18 protein-coding genes are annotated in these 20,723 nt (G+C 63.9%); 16 read left to right on the top strand and 2 right to left on the bottom strand.

From position 1 onward, the window contains the following. The first annotated feature begins 27 nt into the window (after positions 1 to 27). From ACHMWQ_RS17245 to ACHMWQ_RS17235, 3 genes are read left to right on the top strand one after another with little or no spacing between them, the layout of a single operon-like run. Positions 28 to 1,521 carry a sugar ABC transporter ATP-binding protein gene (locus ACHMWQ_RS17245; protein WP_396308409.1) on the top strand — a complete coding sequence of 498 codons (1,494 nt, stop codon included), beginning with the start codon at positions 28 to 30 and terminating at the stop codon, positions 1,519 to 1,521. After that, positions 1,518 to 2,531: an ABC transporter permease gene (locus ACHMWQ_RS17240; RefSeq protein ID WP_396308408.1), complete on the top strand. Its 1,014-nt coding sequence runs from the start codon at positions 1,518 to 1,520 to the stop codon at positions 2,529 to 2,531. Before ACHMWQ_RS17245 ends, ACHMWQ_RS17240 begins: the two co-directional genes overlap by 4 nt. Further along, positions 2,528 to 3,523, top strand: coding sequence for an ABC transporter permease (locus ACHMWQ_RS17235; protein WP_396308407.1), 996 nt, complete (start codon positions 2,528 to 2,530; stop codon positions 3,521 to 3,523). The genes ACHMWQ_RS17240 and ACHMWQ_RS17235 overlap by 4 nt, the downstream gene beginning before the upstream one ends. A 247-nt stretch (positions 3,524 to 3,770) precedes the next feature. Here ACHMWQ_RS17235 and ACHMWQ_RS17230 read toward each other — a convergent pair whose 3' ends face one another. Then, complete coding sequence (locus tag ACHMWQ_RS17230) at positions 3,771 to 4,634, bottom strand: AraC family transcriptional regulator (RefSeq protein ID WP_396308406.1); 864 nt, start codon at positions 4,632 to 4,634, stop codon at positions 3,771 to 3,773. Positions 4,635 to 4,827: 193 nt separating this feature from the next. On the opposite strand from ACHMWQ_RS17230, the gene ACHMWQ_RS17225 reads away from it, so the two are divergent. From ACHMWQ_RS17225 to ACHMWQ_RS17205, 5 genes are all read left to right on the top strand, one after another. Then, positions 4,828 to 6,054 (top strand): FAD-dependent oxidoreductase, encoded by a 1,227-nt coding sequence (locus ACHMWQ_RS17225; protein WP_396308405.1) that lies wholly within the window; start codon positions 4,828 to 4,830, stop codon positions 6,052 to 6,054. Next, the gene (locus ACHMWQ_RS17220; RefSeq protein WP_396308404.1) at positions 6,051 to 6,515 is read left to right on the top strand and encodes a flavodoxin domain-containing protein; all 465 of its coding nucleotides are present in this window, start codon (positions 6,051 to 6,053) and stop codon (positions 6,513 to 6,515) included. Before ACHMWQ_RS17225 ends, ACHMWQ_RS17220 begins: the two co-directional genes overlap by 4 nt. A 138-nt stretch (positions 6,516 to 6,653) precedes the next feature. Continuing rightward, positions 6,654 to 7,649: a pyridoxamine 5'-phosphate oxidase family protein gene (locus ACHMWQ_RS17215; protein WP_396308403.1), complete on the top strand. Its 996-nt coding sequence runs from the start codon at positions 6,654 to 6,656 to the stop codon at positions 7,647 to 7,649. 232 nt (positions 7,650 to 7,881) lie between these two features. Next, positions 7,882 to 8,880, top strand: coding sequence for a GlxA family transcriptional regulator (locus tag ACHMWQ_RS17210; RefSeq protein WP_396308402.1), 999 nt, complete (start codon positions 7,882 to 7,884; stop codon positions 8,878 to 8,880). Between the two features lie 149 nt (positions 8,881 to 9,029). Further along, positions 9,030 to 10,772 carry a putative bifunctional diguanylate cyclase/phosphodiesterase gene (locus tag ACHMWQ_RS17205; RefSeq protein WP_396308401.1) on the top strand — a complete coding sequence of 581 codons (1,743 nt, stop codon included), beginning with the start codon at positions 9,030 to 9,032 and terminating at the stop codon, positions 10,770 to 10,772. Here ACHMWQ_RS17205 and ACHMWQ_RS17200 read toward each other — a convergent pair. After that, positions 10,769 to 11,362, bottom strand: a complete 594-nt coding sequence (locus ACHMWQ_RS17200; protein WP_396308400.1) for a TetR/AcrR family transcriptional regulator — start codon at positions 11,360 to 11,362, stop codon at positions 10,769 to 10,771. The two genes, ACHMWQ_RS17205 and ACHMWQ_RS17200, sit on opposite strands and share 4 nt — an antisense overlap. A 298-nt stretch (positions 11,363 to 11,660) precedes the next feature. Here ACHMWQ_RS17200 and ACHMWQ_RS17195 point away from each other — a divergent pair, with 298 nt between their 5' ends. The 8 genes from ACHMWQ_RS17195 to ACHMWQ_RS17160 all read left to right on the top strand — a co-directional run bounded on the left by ACHMWQ_RS17195 (position 11,661) and on the right by ACHMWQ_RS17160 (position 20,699). Continuing rightward, on the top strand, positions 11,661 to 12,512 hold the full coding sequence (locus ACHMWQ_RS17195; RefSeq protein WP_396308399.1) for a uracil-DNA glycosylase: 852 nt from the start codon (positions 11,661 to 11,663) through the stop codon (positions 12,510 to 12,512). Between the two features lies 1 nt (position 12,513). Next, on the top strand, positions 12,514 to 14,145 hold the full coding sequence (locus ACHMWQ_RS17190) for a GMC family oxidoreductase (RefSeq protein WP_396308398.1): 1,632 nt from the start codon (positions 12,514 to 12,516) through the stop codon (positions 14,143 to 14,145). Further along, positions 14,142 to 14,462: an NIPSNAP family protein gene (locus tag ACHMWQ_RS17185; protein ID WP_266332747.1), complete on the top strand. Its 321-nt coding sequence runs from the start codon at positions 14,142 to 14,144 to the stop codon at positions 14,460 to 14,462. The genes ACHMWQ_RS17190 and ACHMWQ_RS17185 overlap by 4 nt, the downstream gene beginning before the upstream one ends. A 147-nt stretch (positions 14,463 to 14,609) precedes the next feature. Beyond that, positions 14,610 to 15,635 (top strand): BMP family ABC transporter substrate-binding protein, encoded by a 1,026-nt coding sequence (locus tag ACHMWQ_RS17180; protein WP_396309469.1) that lies wholly within the window; start codon positions 14,610 to 14,612, stop codon positions 15,633 to 15,635. Between the two features lie 21 nt (positions 15,636 to 15,656). Continuing rightward, positions 15,657 to 17,219, top strand: a complete 1,563-nt coding sequence (locus tag ACHMWQ_RS17175; protein ID WP_396308397.1) for an ABC transporter ATP-binding protein — start codon at positions 15,657 to 15,659, stop codon at positions 17,217 to 17,219. After that, positions 17,216 to 18,262 carry an ABC transporter permease gene (locus ACHMWQ_RS17170; RefSeq protein WP_396308396.1) on the top strand — a complete coding sequence of 349 codons (1,047 nt, stop codon included), beginning with the start codon at positions 17,216 to 17,218 and terminating at the stop codon, positions 18,260 to 18,262. Before ACHMWQ_RS17175 ends, ACHMWQ_RS17170 begins: the two co-directional genes overlap by 4 nt. After that, positions 18,247 to 19,140 (top strand): ABC transporter permease, encoded by an 894-nt coding sequence (locus tag ACHMWQ_RS17165; RefSeq protein WP_396308395.1) that lies wholly within the window; start codon positions 18,247 to 18,249, stop codon positions 19,138 to 19,140. Before ACHMWQ_RS17170 ends, ACHMWQ_RS17165 begins: the two co-directional genes overlap by 16 nt. A 38-nt stretch (positions 19,141 to 19,178) precedes the next feature. After that, positions 19,179 to 20,699, top strand: a complete 1,521-nt coding sequence (locus ACHMWQ_RS17160; RefSeq protein ID WP_396308394.1) for an amidohydrolase family protein — start codon at positions 19,179 to 19,181, stop codon at positions 20,697 to 20,699. The last annotated feature ends 24 nt before the right edge of the window (positions 20,700 to 20,723 follow it).

Raw genomic sequence — 20,723 nt, 5'->3', positions numbered from 1 at the left:
GGGCGATATATGGCGAGAGTTTTGAGGATGCTGGGCATCCATAAACGCTTCGGGCCGGTGAAGGCACTGAACGGAGTGGATTTCGAACTGGAGGCCGGGGAGATCCACGCGCTTCTCGGCGTCAACGGAGCCGGCAAATCGACTCTGATCAAGATCCTGTCGGGCGTTTACACGCATGACGAAGGCACGATCGAGATCGATGGCCAGCAGGTCGACATCGGATCGCCGCGCGCCGCGATCGAAGCGGGCGTCGCTACCGTCCAGCAGCATCCGGAGCTGGTCCCCGACTGCACCGGTGTCGAGAACATTTTTCTCGGGCATGAGGGTCGCAAGCCCGGTCTTTTCGCCCGCATCGATCGCACTACCATGCGCGCTAAGGCGCGGGATCTGCTCCAGCGCTTCCCGATCGAGATCGACCTTGAAGCGCGCATCGGCGAGATGCCGGCGGTGGATCGCGAAATCGTCGCGATCCTGCACGCGCTGCGCAACGAGAAGGCCCGCATCCTCATTCTCGACGAACCGACCTCGACGCTGACCGAGCGCGAGAAGGCGTCGCTATTTCAACTGATGCGCTCCCTGCGCACCGCCGGCATCGCCATCATCTACATCACCCATCGGCTGGAGGAGGTTTTCGAGATCGCCGACCGCTTCACTGTTTTTCGAGGCGGGCGCAACGTTGCGACCTTCACCTCGCAGGAAGCGACCAAACGCGGCGTCTCGATTCCTGAACTGCTGCTGGACGAAAAGGCCGGCGACCTGTTCCCGGAGCGCGATGGCAAAGCGGAGGGCGAGGTGCTTCTGGAGGCCCGTGGACTCGGTCGCAGCGGACTGTTCACCGGCGTCGATTTCGAGCTGCGGCGCGGCGAGATCCTCGGCATCTTTGGTCTCGTCGGCTCGGGCGTCGATGAGCTCTCCAAGACTCTCTTCGGTGCGATCCGTCCTGATGAAGGGACGATGCGGGTCAAGGGCAGGGCGGTTCGCTTTCGCGGTCCCCATGAGGCCTTGAAGGCCGGCATCTTCCTGGTGCCGGGCGACCGCCGCACCGAGGGGCTGGCGATGACGCAGGACGTGGTTTTCAACACGACCGTCGCCCATCTCGGCCGCGCCTCTCGTCTGGGTGGTCTGCTGAAATTCGGCCGCAACCGCCGTGATACGGAAGCGCTGGCGCGCGATGTGGACCTGCAGCCCTTCGAGCTCGACCGGCCGGTCAGCGCCTTTTCCGGCGGCAACCAGCAGAAGATCGTCATCGCCAAGGGTCTGTTCCGCGCTTCTGACATCTACATCTTTGTCGAGCCGACGGTCGGCGTCGACATCGGCGCGCGGGCCAAGCTCTATGCGCTCATGCGCGAGCTTTCGCGCCGGGCCGGCGTCATCGTCATGTCGTCCGATTGCGACGAGGTGCATGGCCTCGCTGACCGCGCGATGGCGCTCTACAAGGGCCGCCCCGTCGACGCCGGCGGCTGGAATGTCAGTCGCGATCAACTCCTCTCCGCCGGTATTATGGGAGCGCGCGCTGCATGAAAACGCTCGCAAAAAATCCGATCTTCCTTCGCATCCTCGCCTTCGTCGTCCTGCTGGCCGTGGTGGCGGCGGTCTTTCAGAGCCTGACGCCGGCCTATCTCTCCGGCAACAACATCCACGCTTTGCTGCGCCATATGGCGGTGCAGGGACTAGCTGCGCTCGGGCTGACCTTCGTGATCGTCGTGCGCCAGTTCGACTTGTCCTTTCCTGGCGTCGCCTCGCTCGGAGCCATGACACTGGGATGGCTGATCGCCAGCAAGTTCGGCGTCGGCCTCGGCATTGGCGGAGCGGTCGCGGTCGGTCTTTTCTGCGGCCTCGTGAACGGAATCGCGGTCGCATATCTGCGCCTGCCCGACATCGTCGCCACCATCGCCACCGGCGGCGTCGCGGTCGGCCTGTCCTATTTCTATTCGAATGGCGCCTCGATCTCGAAAAACTTCTTCATGTCGGGAATTCTCGACCTGAACGATGCCAAGTATTTCGGCCTCGACGCGCCAGTGGCGATCCTGGCGCTGACGGCCGCCATCGCGGCGCTGGTGCTGCATGGTTCGCGCTTCGGCCGCGCCTTTTACGCGACGGGCGAGAACCGGGTTTCAGCCGTCTATTCCGGTATCCGGGTGAAGGCTTATGTGCTGGCCGCCTTTGCGATCTGCGGCGCGCTGTCCTGCCTTGCCATCACGCTGCTGGTCGCTTCGTCGGGGGCGGCCAATGTCACCGCCGGCAGCCAGTTGCTGATGCCGGCCTATGCCGCCGTCTATCTGGGCGCTGCGCTCTTTGGCGCAGCCTCGGTGCCGGCTACCATAGCCGGCACGCTGCTGATGTCGGCGATGCTGAACGGCTTCACCTTGATGGCTGTGCCGTACTTCTACTCAGACGCGATCGTTTCGACCGTGTTGATCGTGGCCATCGCTGCCTTTGATCCCAAGCTGAGCGCGGCTCTGAAGCGCGTGCGCACGAGCCGCTCGCGGAAAGCCCCGACATCCACATCCTTGCTTGAGGTGCGGTCATGAGCGCCGTTCTGTCCTCGACCGCGTCCCGGTCGTCGCGAGGCGGATTTGATGCGCGTCGCTTCCTGGTTCGCTACGGTCTGTTCTTCCTGCTGATCGCGCTGGTCGCGGCCTTTTCCTGGATGCGTCCGAGCTTTGCCAGCGCCGCCAACATCAACGACATCCTGCGAACGGCCTCGATCTCGGCGATCATGTTCCTGGGCCTCACCTGGATCATCGCCGCCGGCGAGATCGACGTCTCGTTCATGTCGGTGGCGGCGCTCGGCACGATGATCGTCGCGGGGCTAATCCAGATGGGAGCCGGTTGGCCACTTGCATCGGCGGTGGCGGTGTTCTTCGGTCTCGTCTTCGGTTGCCTGAACGGCTTGCTGGTAGCGGTCATGCGGCTTCCGGCTTTGGTGATCACCATCGCTACCGGTGGGCTCGCTGGCTCGATCGCCGCAGCGATCGGCAAGGGAACGTCGATTCCGTTCAACTCGGTCGGCTTCGTGGGCCTTGTCCTGAATGCCAATGTCGGCATCGTGCCGGTGCTGGCAATCCTCGTCATCGCTCTCTACGGGATCGCCCTGGTGCTTCAGGACCGCACGACCTTCGGCCATTACATCTATGCGATGGAGCAGAACCGCAACGCGGTGGTCGAGGCGGGTGTTCCGGCCGGTCGCCTGCTGTTTCTTCTCTATGGGCTCTCCGGCGTTCTGTCCGCGGTCGCCGGCGTTCTTCTCGCCGCCGATCTATCCTCCGGCCAGCCCTATATCGGCGCGTCCTATTTCATAGACGGGCTGACGGCCGTGCTTCTGGGCGGCATGGCGCTCAAGATGGGCAAGCCCAACGTCACGGGTACCCTCGTCAGCGTGTTGCTGCTGGCGTCGCTTCTCAGCGGCGCAGCGCTGCTCGGCTGGACGGATTCGCAGCGTCAGATCGTGCGGGCAGCCCTCCTGATCACGGGCGTCGCACTTGTCGTCTGGACCCGCCGCGAGAGCCGCGCCCACATCTGACCTCGGACGGACGATCCAGAGAGCTCCATCGGGCGTGCCAGCCCGCTGACAGACATCCGACCCCAGTCTGGTTCCGGTGCAGTTCGAGACGCCGGGCCGAGCCTTAGGAGGGCAGGGCCGTGGATGGCGGGATCGCGATATAGGTTGTCCGTCCTCGCGCAGCGGGGGGACCCGGCCATGTTGCGGCGAACCATGACTGTGATTGTCTGCGAGGCGGGCCATTCCCCCATGGGAACTGGCTGGCAGTTCAGCCAAGTCCTGTGCCTATCTGGCGGGCGCGCATGGCATCTTTCTCGGGGTAGCGTTCCGCCATGTAGCGGCCGGGGGAGATTCCGAGCGCCTTACGAAACATGGTCACGAATGTGGGCACGTTCTGATAGCCAAGGTCCGATGAGACCTGTTGGATCGAGGCGCCGCCGGCAAGCCATCGGACTGCAAGGACCACGGCCAACTGCTGGCGCCATCGCCCGAAACTCATATCCACCTCGCGACGGAACTGCCGCTCGAAAGTCCTGGTGCTCATCCCGGCGCGATCCGCCCATGTCTCCAGCGTGCCGCGCTCGGCCGGCATTGCCATCATGCGGTCGATAGCCCGCCGAAGGCGGGGATTGGCCGGCATCGGCAGGTGCAGGTCTTCGACCTGGGCTTCGGCCAGTTCGTCGAGAAGCACGGCGACGAGCCGAGATCCGGCGCCGCCTTCCTCGTAGAGCAGCGGCAGATGGGCGGCGCGGATCAGGAGTTCACGCAACAGCGGTGTGACGGCAACCGTACAGCAGACCGTCGGCAGCGGCGCATCCGCTTCAGGCGCGACGAACGCGCCGTAGCCTTCCAACGCACCGGTCACCTTGACGGTGTGGATCGTGCCGCCTGGAATCCAAATCGCGCTGCGGGGCGGAACGATCCACAAACCGCTCTCCGTCTCGCAACTCAATGCGCCGCTTTGGACCAGGATGAGCTGGCTCTTGGCGTGGGAATGCGGGGCCAACTCGAAGTCGCCGAACGCCTCGGAGGCGATACCATAGGTGACCAACCGACGCGGAACATCGTCTGGTTCGGTCCAATCCGGATTCCGCGAAGGGCTGCTCAAGAAAGGCATGATCGACACCGTCATTCTGGCGATAAGTCGAAATGGATTGTCCAACCTTCGTAATGACGCCAAGAGGCGCTGTCCATATGTTCCAACGAGCATTGAGGGCATCCCGCCCTCGACGACAAAATCAGCAGGGTGACGTCGCCATGCCGTTGGGAAGGTTGAGGCCGGTCGGCACGGGTAAGACGCGCGAGCAGCACAAGGCCCACGCGTCGTGAGCCCGCTCTCTATCGCCATCGTCGGCGCCGGCCCGGCCGGCTGCTTCGCCGCGCAGGCCCTGAGCAAGGACTTCCTGGACGCGGAGATAACCATTCTTGACCGCCTGCCCGTTCCCTTCGGGTTGCTGCGTTATGGGGTCGCCGCCGATCATCAGGGCACCAAGGCCGTGCAGCATCAATTCGAGCGGCTTTTTTCCCGACCCAATGTCGAGTTCGTTGGAGGGTTGGAATATGGACGCGATGTGGATCTCAATCGGCTCCAGTCGATCTTCGATGTCGTTGTTCTCGCGACTGGCGCACCCGACGATCGCCGGCTTGGCGTGGAAGGCGAAACGCTCGAGGGCGTGATCGGCGCTGGTCGCCTGACCCGCGCCTTGAACTCCCATCCGGAAGCCGGGGCGGAACTGCCGGTGGTTCTGCCGCGCGTCGCCATCGTCGGATCGGGCAACGTGGCCGCCGATCTGCTGCGGCTTCTGTCCAAGACGTCAGTCGAATGGGACGGGTCCGACATGGACGACGCGCTCTTGCACCAAATCCTTCCACGCCCCGTCATGGAGATTCATCTGATCTCCCGTTCCGACGCAGCCAAGGCGCGCTGGGACGCCGTGATGCTGCGGGAACTCGGCAGCTTGCAACGGCCTCGCCTTCGGGTGCTGACCGGATCGATTGGGTCTCGGCGATCGCCAGAAGCGGATGCGCTGCACGAGCTTGTCGCTGCCCGGTCCGAGCCAACGGACCTCGGCATCAACCTCCATTTCGCCTGTGTCGTCGAACAGGTCCTCGGGCGAGACAGGGTCGAAGGAATTCGCATCCGCAGCCACACGGGCCTGCGCAAGGATCTTTCCGTCGATACGGTGTTGACCGCGATCGGCTTCGAGCCTCGGCCTGTCGAGACGGTTCCGCCGCGCGTGTATCGGACGGGCTGGTTGAGGACGGGGCCGCAAGGGACGATCCCGGCGCAGAGAACCTTGTCGAAACAACTGGCCCTGGAAATCGCCAGGGATCTGCGTTCCGGGCTGATCCAGCCTGGTCGCCCGGGACGCGCGGCCTTGCCGGCGGGACGCACGACCAACTTCGCCGGTTGGCGCCGGATCGACGCGTACGAACGCGCTCAGGCTGTCGAGCAGCGCGTCCGGCTGAAGATCTCCGATATCGAGACACTCTACGCGGTTGGCCAGGACGCCAACTTGGCCGTCGCGCCTGCCAGGGGAACGTCCAAATGAAGATCATCATCCTTTTCGGTACGGAGAGCGGCAATGCCGAACTCCTTGCCGATGAAGTCGCAGAGGCAATCGGCAACCGCTTTTGGGTCGCTACACGCGATATGAGCGAAGCGGACCCGATGGAGCTATCGTCGGGCGATTTACATCTCGTCATCTGCTCGACGCATGGGGAGGGCGAACTCCCCTGCGGTGCCGTCCCGTTCGCCGCAGCGCTCGATCGCGATCCGCCGGATCTACGCGGCCTTCGGTACGCGATGTTCGGCCTTGGCGACCGCAGCTATGACCATTACGCGCGCGGTAGCGAAATCATCGATAAGCATCTTCGCGCTGCAGGCGCAGAGCGGGTTGGTCCCTACGGGCGGTATGACGCTTCCAGCCAGGACGATCCGGTTCAACTCGCCTGCGAATGGGCGTTTGCCGTGCTGAACGAAGCCGGCCACCTGATTGGCGAGAACGCATAACATGCTGGCGTATCTCGGGAATCGCGCTGCTGCCCGTCCGAATTGTGGTCGAGGCGAAGCATTCGAAGCGATCGCGCTCGCCTTTGATCCGACCCAACCCGTGCCGTATTTGAAACGGTCGCAGGAAGGTTTCCAAGCATGGCCGGCCTGACGACCCGCAAGCAGTTGCAGGAGCAATTCGGAAGCCCGCCGGGGATGGTGCTGGCGAAAACCATTGATCATCTCGATGCGGGGGCGATGGCGTGGCTCGGCGCGTCCACACTCATGATCGCGTCGATCGCGGAAGGGGAGAGTCTCGATATCGTGCTGGGCGGCGGCAGCCCGGGCTGGGCTCGGGGAGAAAGGGCCACGCTCTGCCTGCCTTCCCATGCGCTGGACGGGCCGGAGCGCTTCTCGCCTGGCGCCGGGTTCGGATCGGTCTTTCTGGTGCCGTCGCTCAACGAGGTGATGCGCGTCAACGGGCGCGTGGCGTCGAACGATGGCAACGAAGTCCATGTCGCCGTCGAGGAATGCTACATCCATTGCGGCAAGGCGCTGATCCGCTCGGACTTCTGGTCGGCTTCGCCTGCGGAGGCCGCGTTTTCTTCAGCCGAGGATCTCGCCGCGCATTGCCGCTTCATGGGGCTGGCGACCTGCGACCCGCAATCCCGGGCCGACCTGAGTCCCAAAGGCGATCCGGCCGGCTTGATGGTGCGTATAGAGGGCGAAACACTCCGTTTCGCCGATCGTCCCGGAAACCGAAGGATCGACAGCTTCCGAAACATCATCGATCAGCCGAACGTAGCGCTTGCCCTGTTGGTTCCCGGCGCGCACTGGGTCGCGGTCGTCAAAGGCGAGGCGCGGATCACGGACGATCTCGCCGAGCGGGAACGCTTCGCGGTCGACGAAAAGGTGCCGGATTTGGTGACGGTGGTCGACAAGATCCTCGTCGATCAGCAGGAGAGCCGGGCGCTGGTGCGCGCTTCGCCCTGGCCGGCGCCAGCCGCGCCCGTCGGCCTCAATGCCGGCAAGATCGCGGCAGGCCACCTGAAGCTGGGGAAGGGGCTTGGCGCGAAACTGGCGGGCGCTATCATGTCCGTGCCCGGCCTCGTGGAGCGCGAGATGGCCAAGGACTACAAGAAAAACCTCTACTGAGATCGCTGTCGCATCCGTTCCGGGACATCGAGGCGGCGGCAGATGTGCTGCTCCTCATGAGTTTCCTCTGGCGCCGACGCGGAAGCGCAAGCCCACCGCATGATGAATCTCGCGTTGGACGGCCTCGCGCGCCAGCCGCTAGGCACAGGAAGATCGTCCTAGGTGATCCGTCGAAAGCGCCGTACCTTCTCTCCCGTCGGGGCGCAGCGTGCCGCCGAGCGGAGTTGCGGCCTTGCTCATAACCATCTTCGCTCCCGGTAACGTTCACCTGCTTGAGCTGGCGGGCTTGCGCGATGCGCTTTTCGAGGCGAACTGCAAGATCGGGGCGGAGCCTTACTATCGTGTCCGGCTGGTGACCGAACGGGGGCTGCCAGAGGCGAGTGCCTCGGGCATGAAATTCCTCCCCGACGCAGGCATCCGCGACGCCCACCAACCCTGCGACACCTTCATCGTCACCGGCCCCTATGGCGTGCCCGCTTCCCCCAGCGAGGAGGTCACGCAGTGGATTCGCGAGCAGGCGCTACAGGCGCGGCGCTATGGCTCGACCTGCACGGGGGCCTTCCTTCTGGCGCAGACCGGACTGCTGGCGGGCCGCCGCGCGACAACGCATTGGGAATATGCCGCGCGCCTTGCCGCGGACTATCCCGATATCCGGGTGGAGCCGGATAGCATCTTTGTGCGGGACGGGCCGGTGTTCAGCTCCGCGGGAGTGAGTGCGGCAATTGACCTTGCCTTTTCGCTGATCGAGGAGGATCACGGACGCGCCCTCGCTCTTTGGGTCGCACGTCGGCTGGTCGTTTTCCTGAAGCGACCCGGTGGCCAGTCCCAGTTCAGCGCCGCCCTGGCGGCGCAAACCGCGGCTGCCAGTCCGATCGATCGGATCAGGCTGCACATCCTGGAAAACCCGCGCGCGAATCTGGGGCTCGCGCCGCTGGCAGACATCGCCGGTGTCAGTCCGCGCCACCTTTCCCGGCTGTTCCGTGCCGAACTCGGCATGAACCCGGTCGCCTATGTCGAATTGACCCGGCTCGACGTTGCGCGACGCCTGCTGGAAGACAGTGCCTCGCCGCTCAAGGCAATCGCGCATGCCTCGGGCTTCGGATCGCCGACCACGCTCCGACGCGCATTTCTGCGCAGGATCGGCGTCACACCGCTCCAGTATCGCCGGCGCTTCCAGACCACGGAGCCCGAAAGCGACACCGAAGACGAAAGTGCTGTTGATTTGTCCTGAAACGTCTCCTCGCTGCCGTTGCAGTGTCGCCGCCGGGGCTCCATCGTCGCGGGCGGAGGCCATCAGATGCAGGTTGACGCCGCCGCGCGTAGCGCGGCGAAAAATGGGGAATGCGCTGACGCTGCGGCAGCGCGCGGCGCGGTTGCGCGATGAAACGCGATCCGGACGGATTCGACGGCGCGGCGGCAGACAACACCTTCGTACCCAGGCAAGCGGATGCACTGGCTCCGCAGCCGAGCGAACCGCCGGTTCCCATAGCTGCCTCCTTGCTGGCGCTCGAGCATATCAGCGACGGTGTGCTGGTCGCCGACATGCGTCAGCGAGGGCAGCCGATCGTCCAGGTGAACCCCGCCTTCGAAGCGATCACCGGCTATGCCGCAGACGAGGCGATCGGCAAGAATTGCCGCTATCTTCAGGGCAGCGACCGGTTGCAGCCCGAAATCGCCGAGATCCGCGCCGCGTTGAGGAAAGGACGGAGCTGTTCGGTGACGCTGCGCAATTATCGGCGCGACGGGACGATGTTTCGCAACGCCCTGCGCCTCGTGCCGTTGCACGACGACGCGGGAGAGTTGGCCTATTTCATTGGCCTGATACGCGATGTGACCCATGCGGCGGGCATCGATCGTCTGACGGGCCTGCTTGACCGCTACGGCCTTCTCGACCGGCTGGCGGCGATGGATGCCGCGGGCGGCAACGTCTTGCTTCTCAAGCTCGACATTCTCGGGTTTCACGACGTCAACCATGGCTTCGGCTACGATGTCGGCGACGCGCTGCTCCGTTCGGCTGCCGCGCGCCTGTCGACGTTGCCGGCGGCGGCGCTCGCTCGTGTCGGCACCAACAGCTTTGCGCTCGCCTTCGAACTGGACGATGAGGGTTCCGCCGCAGGCCTGGTGGGCGACGTGCTCCACCTGATGAAGCCGCCTTTCGTGCTGCCCGGCGCGTCGCTGGCGGTGCAGTTTGGCGCCGGCTTCGCGACCGGTGCCACTCCGGTCGATCCCCTGCAACTGATCCGGCAGGCCGGCGCGGCCTTGCAGCGATCGAAGGCGGCGCCGAGCCACGCGCCGCACGCCTTCGCAGCCGCGGATGAGCGGAAGGCGCGCAACCGAATCCGGCTCGCGAACGAATTGCAGACCGCGATTGCCAACCAGGAGCTTCTGTTTCACTACCAGCCTCAGGTCGATCTCGAGTCCGGCGACCTCGTTGGGGCGGAAGCGTTGGTGCGCTGGAACCATGGCGCGTTCGGCCTCCAGCCGCCCGCCCGGTTCATTGGTATTGCCGAGGAAACCGGCGCGATACTGGATATCGGGGCCTGGGGCCTGCGCACGGTCGCGGCGCATGCGGCGCAGGTCAATCGAGGGCGTCGCACGCCGCTCCGCTTCGCCTTCAATGCATCGGTCGTCGAATTCATGCGGCGCGACATGGCGGCCTTTGTCGCACAGGTCCTCGAGGAGACGGGCTGCCGGGCCGAATGGCTCACCCTGGAACTGACCGAAGACCTGATGATCACCGAACCGGACGAAATCCACCGGGTGTTTGGCGACTTGCGGCGCCTCGGTGTCGCGATCTCGATCGACGACTTCGGCACGGGATATTCCAATCTTCAGTACCTGGAACGCCTTTCCCTCAGCGAGATCAAGATCGATCGCAGCTTCGTGCAGGATGCGGCCCGCAGCGTGGCGAAGCGCATCATCGTCGAAAGTGTCGTCAAGCTCGGCGCAGCGCTGGATATTCGCATCGTCGCGGAAGGAATCGAGACGGAGGAAGAGCGTCTGCTGATGCAGGCCTTGGGCTGTTCGGTGGGGCAGGGCTATCTGTTCGCTGCGCCGATGGACCCGGTCCAGTTCGAAAAGCTGCTCGGAAAGTCCGCTCGTTTCGGCTCTCTTGTGCCCTAAGCTTCGGGGCGGTTGGCCAGGAGGCCGCGTAGGATGGTCTCGGTGATCGTCTTGGCGGCTTTCGCACGGTCGGCTTCCGAGAGTTCGCTGACATCCAGCGCATCGCAGGCCAGGGCCTCGAACTCGACATAGAATTGCGTCGCTGACCACAGCAGGATGAACAGATGCCGCGCATCGACCGGCACGATCTTGCCGGCCGCGGCCCACGCATCGATCACCCCCGCCTTTTCCGCCGTGACCCGCCGCATATGTTCGCGTGCGTCCAGGGATAGATGCTCCGCGCCTTGCAGGATCTCATTGGCAAATAGGCGCGTCTCGGCCGCATTTTGCCAGGCGTGATCCAGCTTGGCGCGAACATAGGCTTCGATCGCCTCCGCCGGATCGCGATCCGCCGAGATGTGTCGGAATGCATCGTCCCAGCTATGGATCAGCTGGTCGATCGCCGCATTGTAGATCTCTTCCTTGGACGAGAAATAATAATAGACATTGCCCTTTGGCAGGCCGGAAGCCTTCGCGATTTCCACGATCCTCGCGCCATCGAGGCCCTTGCGGGAGAAAATCTCCACCGCGGCCGTGAGGATCTTCAGCACGTTTCGCGCTCGGATCGGCTCGTCCGAAGCCTCCGGGACCGCAGCCTCCACTTCAATCGATCTGCTGGGCTCAGCCATTGGGTATCCCGTTGTCGCTAAACATCTTTTTCCGGATCGAGCGCCCGGACCTTCGCGCATAACCATCCCCGGTCCAACCCTGCAACCGTAGGGGACCTTTGGAATCGAAGCACCAATAAAAAAGAAGTTGACAATATGGTCAACTTCTTTTCATAAAAAGCTGACAAAACGGTCAGGTTCCTGAAAGCGACCTGCGACCGCCGCCTTGGGGAGGGTGCGAATGGCAATGCCGTTACGGGCTGCGATGCAGGAGTTTCTGGCGGATTGGCGCGTCGATCTGGATGCGCCATGGCGTGCTTTGCTCGGACATGTCGCGCTCGATTTCGAGGGAATGGCGCCCGAACTGGAGCTTGAAGTCTGGGAGCCGATCTTCCCCGTCCGCCGTGGAAAGCACTTCCCGGGAATGCCGGCCGGCACCCATTGCCTGCGCGCGTTCGACGGGATTTCTCCGGACGACGTGACGTGTGTCGTGCTCGGCCAGGATCCCTATCCGGAGCCGGGCTTTGCGACCGGACGGGCCTTCGAGGCGGGAAACCTCGCGGGTTGGAACGAACTCGACAAGATGTTCTCCAAGAGCATTCGGGCCTACACGCAGTTGATCGTGGCCGCGCGCACGGGGGATCCGTCCTATGCGCGGGATTTCGGCGACTGGCCGAAGACGCTGGCGGCCATAGAGAGCGGGATGGTCCCGCTCGAAGCTCCGTCCGATATTGCCGATCGCTGGGTTTCCGAAGGCGCCTTGCTGCTCAATGCGTCGCTGACGCTGACGCGCTTCAAGGTCGATATCGACGCCCATCAATCGCAGGGTCACATCGTTCTCTGGCGGCCCTTGATCGTCGAAACCCTGCGCGTCCTCGCCGCGCGTCAAAAGCCGCTGGTGTTTTTGGGGTTTGGCGACGCGGCCGCGCAGGCGCTGGCGCTAGCGGGCATCGACGAAACCGCTGGCGGCCATGTGCGCTGCATCCTTCGCGACCATCCGGCGCGCGCCGACGACGTGCTCCGCCGCCCCAATCCGCTGGTTCTCTGCAACGACTTTCTGGAGGAGATGGGTGCTCGACCCATCGCTTGGTAACATGGCCGCAACGAAGACATTCGATTACATCATCATCGGTGCCGGTTCGGCGGGCTGTGTTCTTGCCAACCGACTTTCGGCGGATCCGGCCAACAAGGTGCTGTTGCTGGAAGCTGGCGGGCGGGATCTCAATCCTCTGTTTCGGCTGCCCATGCTGATGGGGAAGCTGTTTCATTCCGGCATCTACAACTGGCACTATCACACCGAGCCCGAACCGCATCTCAACGATCGCTCGCTGTACTGGCCGCGGGGAAAGGTGCTGGGCGGCACCTCGACCATCAACGGCATGATCTATGTGCGCGGCAACCGTCACGACTATGATCGCTGGGCGCAAATGGGCGCGAAGGGATGGTCGTATAACGAGGTGCTTCCGGCCTTCCTGCGCTCCGAAACCCATGTGCAGCGCAAGGATGCGTATCACAACACCGAAGGCGAACTGACCGTCTGCCGCGCCCGCGGCTGGAACGGGCTGCTCGACGTCTTCAACGAGGCCGGTGGGCAGGCCGGCTATCCGCTGAACGACGATTTCAACGGCGAAGACCAGGAAGGTTTCGGCCGCTACGACTTCACCATCACCAAGGGCAAGCGCTGTTCGGCAGCCTATGCCTTCCTGCGTCCGGCCAAGAAGCGCCCGAACCTGACGATCATCACCCGCGCCCACACCCAGCGCATCCTGATCGAAAATGGCCGCGCCATCGGCGTCGAGTTCAGCCGGAAGGGCAATATCACCAGGGTGCACGCGGATCGGGAGGTCATTCTTTCCGCCGGTGTCGTCAACTCGCCGCAGATCCTCATGCTGTCGGGCATCGGACCGGCCGAGGAACTGGCCGAGCATAACATCAAGGTCGTGAAGGACCTGCCGGGTGTCGGCAAGAACCTTCAGGACCATGTCGATTGCGTCATGGCCTATGAGTGCCGCGAGCCGGTGACGCTCTATTCCGATCTGCGCGCCGACAAGCTGACCTGGTCCGTCATCCAGGGCATGCTGTTCGGCGAAGGCATCACCACGACCTTCCCCTATGAGGCCGGCGCCTTCGTCAAGTCGCGCGGCGATCTCGCGGCGCCGGACATCCAGCTTCATTTCATGCCGGCGCTGGAAAAGACCGCCAACCTCCACTTCCCGAACCCATTCAAGAAAGAACGCGTCGAGGCCAATCATGGCTTCTCCTTGCGGGTGGGGCCGGTCAATCCGGAAAGCCGTGGCGAGATCCGTTTGCGCTCGGCCGATCCGATGGATCGCCCGCGTATCAACGCCAACTACCTGCAGACCGAGTTCGACATCCGCACGATGATCAACGCCATCCGCATGACGCGGGAGGTGATCCAGCAGAAGGCGTTCGACAAGTATCGCGGCAAGGAACTCGCTCCCGGCCCGGCTGTCGAGACGGATGCCGAACTGACCCAATGGCTGCGCGCCAATGCCATGACAACGTTCCATCCCGTCGGCACCTGCAAGATGGGCACCGATCCGATGGCCGTCGTCGATGCGCAGCTGAAAGTTCACGGCGTGGAAGGCCTGCGCGTGGCAGACGCTTCCATCATGCCCATCATCTCCAGCGGTAACACCAATGCTCCGGCGATCATGATCGGGGAGCGCGCCGCTGAATTCATTCTCAAGGAGGCCCACCAGTGATCGTCGAACACCGCACCTATACCTTCAAGCCCGGCACGGTCGACGGCTGGCTCAAGAAGTATGAAGCGGAGGGTCTGCCCATCCAGAAGCGGCACCTCAACACGTTTCTCGGCCTCTTCGTCAGCGAGATCGGGCATTTGCACACCACGGTCCTGATGTGGCGCTACGACAGTCTCGCCGACCGCGAAGCGCGGCGCGCCGCCATGTATGCCGACCCCGAATGGCAGGCATTCATCGCGGGCGTCTGGGCGCTCGACGCCATCCAGACGCAGGATGTGATGATCATGAACCCGGCACCGTTTTCGCCCGGCGCATAAGGCATGCGGGTGCCCACAGGCACCCGCAAAGCAGAAGGGCGGCGCACGAACCGCTCCAACAAAAAATCGCATACCGAACTTCCAGAGCCAGGAAATGGGAACATGACGAACAAAGATTCCAGTGAAATCAATCTGCTGCGCCACTCCATGGGCCGCAGGACCTTTCTGAAGACGACGGCAGGCTTGGCAGCCTTCGGCATGACCAACGGCCTGCTCACGGCCGCGTCCTATGCCGCTGGCGGCCTGGTCGCGCTCGTGCATACGCAGGCGGCGGGCGACGCCAGCGCCGTGGACTCGATGATCGCCAAACTCAAGCAGCTTGCCGACGAGCAGGGCTTCCAGTCCCGCGCCGTCTATGCGCAGGACCCGGCGACCTACGAAACCATCTTCCGTACCTTGGGCGATGCCGGCGCGTCCGTGATCGTCTCGACGTTCAACGAAGTCGCGGAGCCCTTCAAGGCGCTGGCGCCTGAGTATCCCAATACCAAGTGGATCCAGCTCTTCGCCGATCCATTCGAGCCGGCGATCCCGAATGTCGTGACCGTTTCCTACGACTATTATCTCGGCTGTTATCTGTCCGGCATCTTCGCCGCGCGCCTGAGCAAGTCCGGCAAGCTTGGCTTCATCGGCGGCGTGTCCATTCCCCCGATCAACGCCGACTTCAATGCCTTCAAGGCAGGCGCCTTGTCGGTCCGCCCGGATGCATCGGTATCCGTGGCCTTCGCAGGCTCCTTCCAGGATCCAGCCAAGGGCCAGGAAATCGCGACGCAGATGTATTCAGGCGGCATCGATTTCATCCAGACGGACGCAGCGGCGACCGATTTCGGCATCATTGCCGCAGCCAAGGAAGGCGAGGGGCGCATGGTCAGCGTGCTCGATCCCGCCCAGTTCCCGCAGGGCCCGAAGAACGTGATTTCGATCGTCGGCCTCGACTTCGGCAACTCGCTCTACAACGAAGTCGCCAAGGCGGTCGGCAACAATTTCGCCGGCGGCACGCATGAGCATACGGGCCTCGGCACCGGTGTGATCGACTTCATCCCCTCGCCGCTGTTCGCGGAACAGGGGCCGGCCGATCTGGTCGCCAAGGCGAAGGAAGTCCTGCCGGAAATCGCTGCGGCGCGCGCAGCGATTCTCGATGGATCCCTGAAGGTTCCGTTCAACACAACGCTCTGACTCCGACTGGATTCCGCTGTTATGAACGAGGCCAGCCCCTCCATATTTGAATGCCGCGATGTGACCGTTCGCTACGGTTCCATCGTGGCGCTCTCCGAAGTCGGAGCCGTCTTCGAGCGTGGCAAGATCCACGCGGTCGTCGGCCAGAATGGCGCTGGCAAGACGACCTTTGCCAGGGTTCTGGCTGGCCTCGTTCGACCGGCATCCGGCGAGCTCAAAATCGACGGTCGCCCCTTGCTGGGCGGCAACGTCAAGGACGCCCGCCGGGCGGGCGTCGAACTCGTGCATCAGAGCTTTGCGCTCCCCCCTTCCTTCACCGTCGCCGAGGCCATGCAATTCGGCGCGGAAGGGGGAGGGCTCTTCTCGAAGGGTAGCCTGGAAAAGCGCTGGCAACCGCATCTCGACGCGCTGGATGTGAAAGTCAAAGCCCGGCAGCGGATCCGCGATCTGCCGGTGGAAACCCAGCAGGGCGTGGAGATCGCGCGCGCCCTCGTCTCCGACGCCAAGCTCCTCATCCTGGATGAACCCACCGCCGTGCTGTCGCCGGAAGGCGCGGACAAGCTTTTCGAGCGCGTGCGACGCCTGAAGGCGCGCGGCGTCACCGTCATTCTCATCCTGCACAAGATCCGGGAAGTTCTGGCGATCGCCGATACGGTCACGGTTCTCCGGGGCGGCAAGCTTGTGGATGGGCCGCTCCCCTGCGAAGGGATCGATGCCAGCAGGCTGGCCGAGCTGATCATCGGCTCCGCAGCCGCCAAGAACCTCAACGCGGACGACAAGGCCGCGCTGACCGGCGCGGCGATCGTCACGCATGCGCAGGAGGATGCAGCCGTTCAGGAACGTGCCCCGATCCTGCGCATGAGCCAGGTTTCCACCCGGCCTGACCCGGAAGGTCCGGCGCTCGATCGCATCGATCTCGACATCCGCCCCGGTGAAATCATCGGTGTGGCGGGTGTGGAGGGCAATGGGCAGCGGACGCTGGTTCGCGCCATCGCCGCGATGGCCGAGGTGGTCGACGGCACCCTTGCCATCGACGACACGGATCTGACCCGTGCCCCGCTTGCGACAAGGCGAGCGGCGGGCCTGCGCATCATTCCTTTCGAGCGCAATGTCGAAGGGCTGAGCCTGACCAGTTCGCTTTGGGAAAACTGGGCCGCACGCGGTCTCCTGCAGACGTCCCTGCTGTCGACGATCAGCCCGGCAGCCATCCGGAAGCAATGCGACGCGGCCCTCAAGGAATGGGACGTGCGCTATTCGGAAGTGGGGCAGCGCGCAGGCTCGCTGTCCGGCGGCAACGCGCAGAAGGTGATCCTGTCTCGCGAAATGGACCCGGACGCGCGCCTTATTCTCGCGGCGCAACCGACCCGCGGCCTCGACATCGGAGCGACCTCCTTCGTCTGGGATGCCATGCGCAAGGCACGGGCGCGCGGCTGCGGCCTGATGTTCATCTCGTCGGATCTCGATGAGATCTTCGATATTTCCGACCGTGTGATCGTCATGCTTTCCGGGCGCATCGTCGCCGAATTCCGGCCGCCCTACGATCTCGCGGCGGTCGGGGCTGCCATGACAGGAGTCCATCGATGATTGACCGGCTCGTTTCCGTCTTTCGCGCGCTGATCTTCATTCTGATCGGGCTCGCGCTCTGCGGCGTCATCTTTCAGGCGGCCGGCTATTCGACCGGGCTGATGTTCCATTCGATCGCCGAAGGGGCCTTCCTGAGGCCCGGCGCGCTGCAGCAGGCGCTGCGTTGGGGCTTGCCGCTCTTCATCACGGCGGTTGGCGTCGCCGTGTCGTTTCGCGCAGGCTACTTCAATATCGGCGCGCAAGGGCAATTCTACATGGGCGCCATTGCCGCCGCTTTCATGGCTGAATGGTTGAACGGCGCCCCGGCTGCGATCCTCATCCCCGCCTGCTTCCTTGCCGGAATGACGGGCGGTGCGCTCTGGGCACTCTGGCCGGGCCTGCTCCGGCTGAAATCCGGCGCGGACGAAGTCATCACCACCCTGATGGGCAATTTCATCGCCGGGCTGTTTTTGCTCTACGTCACCGCCGGCCCGCTCAAGGACCCCTCGGGAACCGGACAGCAGGCATCGAGCCGACCCCTGGCAAGCGCCTACCGGATCAGCAATTCGCTGGGACTGTCGCCGACCATCATCGCGATCGCGGTCATCGTTGGCATTGCAATGTGGTTTCTGGTCAACCGAACCGCGTTCGGCGTGCTCTCGGGCCTCGCCGGGCGCAACCCGACCATGGTGCAGTGGCAGGGTGCCCGGACCTGGCGCATCGGACTTGCGAGCTTCCTCCTAAGTGGCGCCTTGGCCGGTCTTGCCGGCACGATCGAGTTCATGGGCCCCAATGGTCGCATAACCGGTGGCTTCCTGCCGGGGCATGGGTTCACCGCAATCCTGATCGCGCTCGTGGCCAATTTCTCCGTCGTCGGAACGGCTTTCGTCGCTCTGTTCTTCGGCGGCCTCGCCTCGGCAGCTCTCTATCTTCCGATCATGGCGGGCCTGCCTTCCTCGGCCATCGACATCATCAATGCGGCTATCGCCCTTTTCATCACCGCAAAATCCAAGGTCGTCGACCGGATAGCGAAACTCGGAGGACGGGTATGGAAGACTTCGTAATCGCGATCCTGCGTTCCGGCACGCCGCTAATCTATGTCACCCTTGCTGGGGTCATCGCGCAGCGAACCGGCATCTGGCATCTCGGGCTTGAGGGGCTGATGATCACCGGCGCCTGCGCCACCATCCTTGGCATCGTGCTGACGCAATCGATCTGGCTCGCGCTGCTGATTGCCATGGCGGTTTGCATTGTGGGATCAGTGCTCTTCTGGTTCGTGGTCGAGAAGCTCAAGGCCAACCAGATCATCGCAGGTCTGGGGCTGACGGGATTGGGCCTTGGCGGAACGGCTCTCGCCGTGCAGTCGATCTTTGGGACGCAGGCCGCCGTCAGCGCCCCGTTCGGCCTGCCGCGCCTTGGCCCGGCGTTTGGCGCTTATGGCTCGCTTTCGATCCTGGTCTTGCTGATGCCGTTTGTCGTGCTCGCCATGTGGGTCGTCCTGCGGCGGACCCGCTTCGGCCTCCGTCTGGCGGCGGCTGGCGAGCATCCCTTCGCGGCGCGCAGCGTCGGCGTCAATCCGGCCGCCATGCGCCTGGTCGCCCTGATGATCGGTGGCGTCCTGTGTGCGCTCGCCGGGGCCGAACTGGCAGCCGGCAGTCTCCAGATCTTCGCGCAGAACATGACGGCCGGTCGCGGCTTCATGGGGTTCGCCGCCGTCATCTTCGGTGCCGGACATCCCATCGGCTCCAGCCTGGCGGCCCTGTTCTTTGCTATCGTCGGCGCGCTCGGCATCCGGGCCCAGCTCGCCTTCGGCGATCGTGTCCCGCATGATCTCCTGCTCGCACTTCCCTATATCGCCACGGTGATCGGCATCTGGCTCAGCACGCAGCTGCGGGGTGGCACGAAGGCTGCCAGCGGCTTCGGCGAGTTGCGCGACCAGTAAGAGCCACACAGCATAACCGGCAGGACGGATCGATCATCTTGAAGCAGACGATAATCAGAAACGCGACTGTCCTGACCATGTGCCCGCAGCACGGAAGCCGCCCGATACAGGGCGACCTCCGGATCGAGGATGGGCGGATCGCAGAAATCGGCCCAGGCCTCGCGGCCGCTGCCGATGCGAACGTCCTCGATGGCACGAACCGGCTCGTCATGCCGGGCCTCGTCAACGCGCACACCCATTCCAGCGAGACCTTCTTCCGCGGGCGCTATGAAGGCATGCCGCTGGAGATATGGCTGCTCTATGCCTATCCGCTGCTGATGGGGCCGGTCATCGACGAGCGGCTGCTCTATCTGCGCAGCCTGCTCCTGGCGATGGAGTCGCTGCGCAATGGTGTCACAACCCTTTGCGACGACTTCTTCGACCCGCCGGCGCATGATCTGTCCCGGCTTTCAGCCGTCTTCAAAGCCTATGAAGACGCCGGCATCCGGGCCAATGTGTCGAGCGCGGCAATGAATATCCATACGCTCGACGCCCTCCCTTATGCCCGCGAGGTCATGCCGCCCGAATTGCAGGCGCAGCTCGATTTCGGGCCGCCCATGTCGGCCGACGCCTATATGGACTATTGCCGCTCTGCTTTCTCCACGCTGCATGGCAGGGCCGGGCGCATCCAGTTCATGCTGGCGCCCTCTGCGCCGCAGCGCTGCACGGCGGACCTGCTCCAGGCCTGTCACGCGCTTGCCGTGGAAATGGGCGTGCCGCTGCATACCCATATTCTGGAGACCAAAACCCAGGCCGTTACCGGCCACGAGCTCTATGGCAAAAGCCTGATCGCTTATATGGACGAGCTGGGCGTGCTCTCGCGCAACACGACGATCGCGCACTCCGTCTGGGTCAGCGACCGGGACATCGAGCGGATGGGCGCCGCCCGCTGTTCAGTGGCCCATAATGCCATCTCCAATCAGAAGCTTGGCGCGGGGATAGCGCCCATCCGCCAGCTGATGGATGCGGGCGTGACCATCGGTCTTGGCACCGACGGCGTTTCGTCCAACGACACCGCCCGCATTTTTGACGTCATGCGCGTGGCGGGGCTGATCCACAGCGTCTCCGGCCCGGATTACACCCAATGGATCGAGGCAGACGCGATTCTCAAAATGGCGACGCTCGGCGGCGCCCGCAGCGCGATGCTGGAAGATGTCACGGGTTCGCTCGAAGTCGGCAAGGCGGCCGACCTGCTGATCCTCGACCTGACGACGCTCAGCTTTACCCCGCTCAACGACGTGGCGCGGCAGCTGGTCTATGCGGAGAATGGTTCGTCCATCGAGACGGTCATGGTGGCCGGCGAGATCGTCGTTCATCAGGGTCGCATGCGCTCGATTGACGAGGCAGCCATCCTGGCCGAGATCCGCGAGCTTGTGCCGGCGCACCTGGCTGAGCACGCCAAGCTTGAGCAACGCAACGCGGCGTTTCATTCGACCATGGCCGAGATCCATCGCCGCGCAACCTCGAGAGACATTGCGATGAACCGCTATGTCAGAGGCCCGGGCGAAGGTCGGCACTAGGCTCGGCCGAACGTCCGTCGAACG

Source organism: Kaistia sp. UC242_56 (genome assembly GCF_044452255.1).
Classification (GTDB): domain Bacteria; phylum Pseudomonadota; class Alphaproteobacteria; order Rhizobiales; family Kaistiaceae; genus Kaistia; species Kaistia defluvii_A.
This window is presented reverse-complemented; position numbering and strand designations above follow the sequence as displayed.

Bases quoted from the DNA above. Each gene is read 5' to 3' on its own strand.
- ACHMWQ_RS17245 (WP_396308409.1), top strand. From the start codon at position 28: ATGCTGGGCATCCATAAACGCTTCGGGCCGGTGAAGGCACTGAACGGA.
- ACHMWQ_RS17240 (WP_396308408.1), top strand. From the start codon at position 1,518: ATGAAAACGCTCGCAAAAAATCCGATCTTCCTTCGCATCCTCGCCTTC.
- ACHMWQ_RS17235 (WP_396308407.1), top strand. From the start codon at position 2,528: ATGAGCGCCGTTCTGTCCTCGACCGCGTCCCGGTCGTCGCGAGGCGGA.
- ACHMWQ_RS17230 (WP_396308406.1), bottom strand. From the start codon at position 4,634: ATGACGGTGTCGATCATGCCTTTCTTGAGCAGCCCTTCGCGGAATCCG.
- ACHMWQ_RS17220 (WP_396308404.1), top strand. From the start codon at position 6,051: ATGAAGATCATCATCCTTTTCGGTACGGAGAGCGGCAATGCCGAACTC.
- ACHMWQ_RS17215 (WP_396308403.1), top strand. From the start codon at position 6,654: ATGGCCGGCCTGACGACCCGCAAGCAGTTGCAGGAGCAATTCGGAAGC.
- ACHMWQ_RS17205 (WP_396308401.1), top strand. From the start codon at position 9,030: ATGAAACGCGATCCGGACGGATTCGACGGCGCGGCGGCAGACAACACC.
- ACHMWQ_RS17195 (WP_396308399.1), top strand. From the start codon at position 11,661: ATGGCAATGCCGTTACGGGCTGCGATGCAGGAGTTTCTGGCGGATTGG.
- ACHMWQ_RS17190 (WP_396308398.1), top strand. From the start codon at position 12,514: ATGGCCGCAACGAAGACATTCGATTACATCATCATCGGTGCCGGTTCG.
- ACHMWQ_RS17180 (WP_396309469.1), top strand. From the start codon at position 14,610: ATGGGCCGCAGGACCTTTCTGAAGACGACGGCAGGCTTGGCAGCCTTC.
- ACHMWQ_RS17175 (WP_396308397.1), top strand. From the start codon at position 15,657: ATGAACGAGGCCAGCCCCTCCATATTTGAATGCCGCGATGTGACCGTT.
- ACHMWQ_RS17170 (WP_396308396.1), top strand. From the start codon at position 17,216: ATGATTGACCGGCTCGTTTCCGTCTTTCGCGCGCTGATCTTCATTCTG.
- ACHMWQ_RS17165 (WP_396308395.1), top strand. From the start codon at position 18,247: ATGGAAGACTTCGTAATCGCGATCCTGCGTTCCGGCACGCCGCTAATC.